The 5277-nt window shown below is 59.3% G+C and carries 4 protein-coding genes and 1 pseudogene; 4 read left to right on the top strand and 1 reads right to left on the bottom strand.

Going from position 1 to position 5277, the window contains the following annotated elements; genetic code table 11:
* From Q0J60_RS08945 to Q0J60_RS08935, 3 genes are all read left to right on the top strand, one after another.
* On the top strand, window positions 1-865 hold an 865-nt coding region (locus tag Q0J60_RS08945), incomplete at its 5' end, for a TatD family hydrolase (protein ID WP_367178830.1).
* Window positions 866-1352: 487 nt separating this feature from the next.
* Window positions 1353-1877: a nitroreductase gene (locus Q0J60_RS08940; protein ID WP_294440717.1), complete on the top strand. Its 525-nt coding sequence runs from the start codon at window positions 1353-1355 to the stop codon at window positions 1875-1877.
* 4 nt (window positions 1878-1881) lie between these two features.
* The gene (locus tag Q0J60_RS08935; RefSeq protein ID WP_294440714.1) at window positions 1882-2736 is read left to right on the top strand and encodes an RNA methyltransferase; all 855 of its coding nucleotides are present in this window, start codon (window positions 1882-1884) and stop codon (window positions 2734-2736) included.
* A gap of 232 nt (window positions 2737-2968) precedes the next feature.
* Here the strand turns inward: Q0J60_RS08935 and Q0J60_RS08930 are convergent, their stop codons facing one another.
* The gene (locus tag Q0J60_RS08930; protein ID WP_294440713.1) at window positions 2969-3415 is read right to left on the bottom strand and encodes a C-GCAxxG-C-C family protein; all 447 of its coding nucleotides are present in this window, start codon (window positions 3413-3415) and stop codon (window positions 2969-2971) included.
* A gap of 665 nt (window positions 3416-4080) precedes the next feature.
* On the opposite strand from Q0J60_RS08930, the pseudogene Q0J60_RS08925 reads away from it, so the two are divergent.
* A pseudogene (locus tag Q0J60_RS08925) lies at window positions 4081-5277 on the top strand (phosphoribosylformylglycinamidine synthase); the annotation flags it as partial.

The raw sequence follows: 5277 nt of genomic DNA, 5'->3' as shown, positions 1-5277 counted from the left end.
GTCTGACGATGCCGCTCTTGGCCTGGTGCGCGAGGCGGAAGCCTGCGGCATACATGCGTTCTCCAATACGGTGACGCCTGAGGGATTCGAGCGCGCGCAGGCGCTGTTTGGCGCATGCGAGAATGTGCGTGTGGGGATCGGTCTGCATCCGTGGTGGGTAGCGAGTGGGGATACTGGCGATCCGTTGCTGATGAGCGACGCGTCTGGTGAGACTACTGCCACGATGAGCAAGGCGGAAACAGGCATGGCGCCGGCTGTTGAGGCGCACAACGACGTTGTGCCAGGGAGGAACGAGCATGCGGCGGAATCCGTTCTGTCGTCATTGAATGAGCTTGATCGGCTTGCGTCGCTCATCCGGGATACATCCTTCGTTGGCGAGGTGGGACTCGATTTTGCGCCGCGTCATGAGCGCACGCGCGAGGAGCAAATTGCGGCATTCGATGCTGTGCTTGATGCGTGCATAGGCGGCGGAAAGGTGATTTCAATACATTCGGTTCGTTCGGCGAGCACAGTACTCGATATGCTTGAAGCGCATGGTACGTGCAAGTCGAACGCGTGCATCCTTCACTGGTTCTCTGGCACATCAGACGAGCTCACACGTGCGATTCGTCTGGGTTGCTCCTTCTCCATTAATCCCCGAATGCTTGCCACCAAGCGTGGGCGTGCGTACGTGCGCGCCATCCCGCGCGAGCGCCTGCTTCTCGAGACGGATATGCCCGCCAACGAGGGCGTGCCGTATTCGATTGAAGAATGGGAATGTGACCTGCGTGCTGTTCTGACCGCGCTGGCCGATGCGCGCGATGAGCATGTGGGCGACTTAGGAGAAGTAATTGCCCAAACTAGCACACAGCTTTTAGAAAGGTGATTCGATCGTTTCGACATGCTTGGCTCGCCAGCTGGAAAGGGTCTTCGGTTCGGATTCCGGCTTGTGTCATCTTGGAACTGTTCGCATAATCAGCTTGTGCCGACAAACTGCATGATTTTGTTCTAGGCATTGTGTGCGCAAGGGGGAACGGTCATTTTTTCGTCGAATGGGCGGCGAAGCGGTTCTGTTTCTCAGGGGTGGTCATTTTTGAATCGAATGGGCGTTGCCGCTGCTTCGTTTTAGTCCTTTCCTTCGCTTTTGGGATTCTAATTTGGGTTTTGAGCTTCAAACAGTGTGATTATTGACTTGGGGGCGTTCGGGAATGGAAAAGGGAACTTCAAAATCGCCCAGCAGATTGAATATTGACCAGGTTTCCAAGGTCGAATTTGTTCGGCGCCCATCCGAGATACAAAATGACCAATTTTCAGGGGTCGCGACAAACCTATAATGAGGGGTGAGATGTATGGGCTCGAAGAAAGGACGTGCCATGGAAACCCTTGAAACAATCAAAACCCGTCGCAGCGTGCGCGCCTACAAGCCGGATATGCCCGCAAAAGAGCTGATTGATAAGGTGATTGAGGCCGGAATCTGGGCACCCACCGGCATGGGCCAGCAGTCGCCGATTATCGTGGCCGTCACCAACAAGGAACTGCGTGATGAGTTGTCCCAGATGAATGCCGAGTTTTTTGGTAGGCCGGGAACCGATCCGTTCTACGGTGCGCCCGTGGTGCTCATCGTGCTGGCCGACAAATCTATGCCGACGTATGTGCATGACGGCAGTCTGGTCATGGGCACCATGATGCTCGCTGCGCATGACCTGGGGCTTTCAAGCTGCTGGATCCATCGTGCGAAGGAGGAGTTCGAATCCGAGCGCGGTAAAGAAATCCTCAAGCAGCTCGGCGTCGAGGGCGATTACGAGGGCATTGGCCACTGCATTCTGGGCTACGCCGCCGATGACGCTGCGCCGGTCGCCAAGCCTCGCAAGGAAAACTGGGTCTACTGGGCGGAATAGCTGAATGTCCATCATTCGTCTGAAAGATACTGATGACCCGCGCCTGCGCGTGTATTCAGGCATGACCGATGCCCAGCTGCGCGACGGCGTGGGCGCGCCTGGGCCTGACCCCGATTTGAACGGCGGGCTTTTCATCGCCGAGAGCGCCAAGGTGATTGAGCGGGCCCTTGACGCGGGCGTGCGCATGCATTCGATGTTCCTGGAGGAGTGCTGGCTGGATGCCACCATGCCCATCATCGAGCGCATGGGGGCCGAGGGACTTGAGGCCCCGATCCTGCTGGCAACGCGTGAGCAGTTCCGCCAGGTTACGGGGTATCAAACAACGCGCGGGGCGTTGGCGGCGTTCTATCGTCCGGCGCTGCCGAGCGTGGAGGAACTTCTGGCGAACGCTCGGCGCGTGGCAATCTTAGAGGACATCACCAACTACACCAACATCGGCGCAGCGTTTCGTTCTGCCGCGGCGCTGGGGATGGACGCGGTGTTGGTCACGCCTTCATGCCATGATCCGCTCTACCGTCGTGCCGCCCGCGTGAGCATGGGCACGGTGTTCCAGGTGCCGTGGACGCGCATTGGACATGGCCGCGACTGGGCGGCCGAGGGCGTTCCGCTGCTGCATTCGCTCGGCTTCAAGACGGCGGCGCTTGCGCTGTCGGATGACTCGATTTCGCTGGATGCTCCTGAGCTTGCGGAATGCGAGAAGCTGGCATTAGTGCTGGGCACCGAGGGCGACGGGCTGGCGCAGGGCACCATTGCGGCCTGCGATTACACGGTGAAGATTCCCATGGAGCACGGCGTGGATTCGCTCAACGTAGCCGCCGCCAGCGCCGTGGCGTTCTGGGAGCTGCGCGTGCGCGAGTGAGCGGATCCCGGGGCGCCGCAGGGGGGTGCGAGGAACACGCGTTCAGCTACCGCCCCCTTCGAGGGCTATGCGCTTCACTAGGCTTTTCAGCTAAACAATAGGCAAAAAGTGAGAAAGCCGAGTGATTCCTCGCACCCCTCTGCGGCGCCCCGGGATCCGGTTTCGGTGGGCATATCGCTGCAGCTCTCAGAGCGTCACGGCGCTGGCGTGTCTCGTCTCGCTTGGGCCTGGGTTATTCAGATTTTGCCTGGCGCTCGAAGATTATCTCAGCGCCTATGCGCACGCAGTCCGTGATGCAATCGTCGCAGATGGGGAGAGGGCCGGGTTGGTCGGTTCCTCTGATGGTGCGGCATTCGGTGGCCTTGTGGATGTCGCGGAAGCGGCGTACGCATTCGGCGGCGAGCTCGTAGGTGTCCTGCTTGCTCGTGGGGTTGGCGGGGCCGTAGCTGTTGGCCGCGCCCATGATGGCAACGGCGCCCGAAAGTGCCCCGCAGGTCTCGCTCTTGCATCCCATGCCACTGCCAAAGCCTTCCATCAGGCGAAACGTTGAATCCTCGCTCGCCTCGACGAGCGGCGCCAGCGTGCACGCCACGCATTGGGCGCAGTTGAAGTTACGCGCGTGCAGCGCTAGGGCACGCTCGACAAGCTGGGTGAAAATCGCGTCGTGTTCTGAGCTCATTAAAACCTCGTTTGTTTGTGATCGCGGCATTCGAATACATTTTGCGGCATATGTGCTTACCATGCGACATGGTCGGCGCATCAAGCGGCGCCGCAAAAGCACAGTATGCCACCTTGTGTCGTCAGGCAGTTCAAAACATGCATTATTTGCAGTCGATTGTCGAATAGTGGCAGTTTTGAACTGTGAAAGGCAGTTGCGAGGGATGGCTGCATTTCTCGACCTGGGGATATAGTGAACAGGCGGCACTCAAACGAAGGCATGCATGCGTTCTAGAGTTCAATACTTGATTCAAACGCATACAAGCTTCGATTAAATCGAGTATTGAACTCCTTGGCATGAGACTGCCCAGGCACGAGGCTATCCAGGCATAGGGCTGCCCAGGGGCGAGGCTGTCCATTCTTGATGCTTTGGGAAACTGGGCATAGGCGTGCATTGAGCGCGCGCCGCGGCTTGGGAATATTGGGAAAGACGGGGCTTGTTCATCGTAAAGGGCCTTCGGTGTCGTATCATTAAGAGGTTATGCAAATACGCGTCGTACTGGACGAATGCGTTGATGCGCGGCGGCTTTTGTCGCTGCGCATCAACGCTGATTCCGCGGCGATTGCGTTTGACGTGTCGGCCGCAATGGCGGTTGCAAGACCACGATGCAAGAAGGGCAGGATTCCATGGTTTCTCGCGTCTATGTTGAGAAAAAGCCGGGCTTCGATGTTGAGGCGCAGCATCTGCTGCACGAGCTGCGAAGCATTCTGGGGCTAGAGGCTTTGAGCGGTGTGAGGCTGTTCAACCGCTATGACGTGGAGGGCATCGACGAGGAGCTGTTCCGCGTGTGCGTGCCCACCGTGTTCAGCGAGCCGCAGTCCGATACCGCAACCGATGAGCTGCCTGCGATGGAGGGCGCTGCGGTGTTCGCTGTGGAATACCTTCCCGGCCAGTTCGACCAGCGCGCTGAAAGCGCGAGCGAGTGCGTGCAGCTGATCAGCCAGGGCGAACGTCCTGCTGTTCGCAGCGCTACCGTGTACGCCCTGTTCGGCGAGCTGTCCGACGAGGATGTGTCCGCCGTCAAGCATTACGTGATTAATCCCGTAGAGGCGCGCGAGGCGTCGCTCGATGCCCGCGATACGCTGGCGCTCGACACGCCTGAGCCCGCTCCCGTGGAGGTCATCGACGGCTTCACTGAGCTAGACGCAGAAGGCCTGCAGCGCTTCATCGATGAGCGCGGCCTTGCCATGGATCTCGCCGACATCGAATTCTTCCAGAAGTACTTCCAGGAGGAAGGCCGCAACCCCACCATCACCGAGGTCAAGGTGGTGGACACCTATTGGTCGGATCATTGCCGCCACACCACGTTCGGCACCGTGCTGGACGAAGTGAGCATCGATGACGCCGTGGTGCAGGCCGCGTTCGACAAGTACATGGATATGCGTCATGAGCTGGGTCGCGACAAGAAGCCCGTGTGCCTGATGGACATGGGCACCATCGGCGCGAAGTACCTGAAGTCCAAGGGCATCCTCAAGAACCTGGACGAATCCGACGAAATCAACGCCTGCACCGTCAAGGTGAAGGTGGATGTGAACGGTCAGGACGAGGATTGGCTGTTCCTGTTCAAGAACGAGACGCACAATCATCCCACCGAGATCGACCCCTTCGGCGGCGCGGCCACCTGCGTGGGCGGCGCCATTCGCGACCCCTTGAGCGGCCGCAGCTACGTGTACCAGGCCATGCGCGTGACCGGCGCGGCCAACCCACTGGCGCCCGTGAGCGAAACCATTCCCGGTAAGCTGCCGCAGCGCAAGATCGTGACCGAGGCGGCCGCCGGCTATTCCAGCTACGGCAACCAGATTGGTCTGGCGACCGGCCAGGTC

Source organism: uncultured Slackia sp. (genome assembly GCF_944321625.1).
GTDB lineage: Bacteria > Actinomycetota > Coriobacteriia > Coriobacteriales > Eggerthellaceae > Slackia.
Note: the sequence above shows the minus strand (reverse complement) of the source record. Positions and strands in the feature narration are given on the sequence as shown.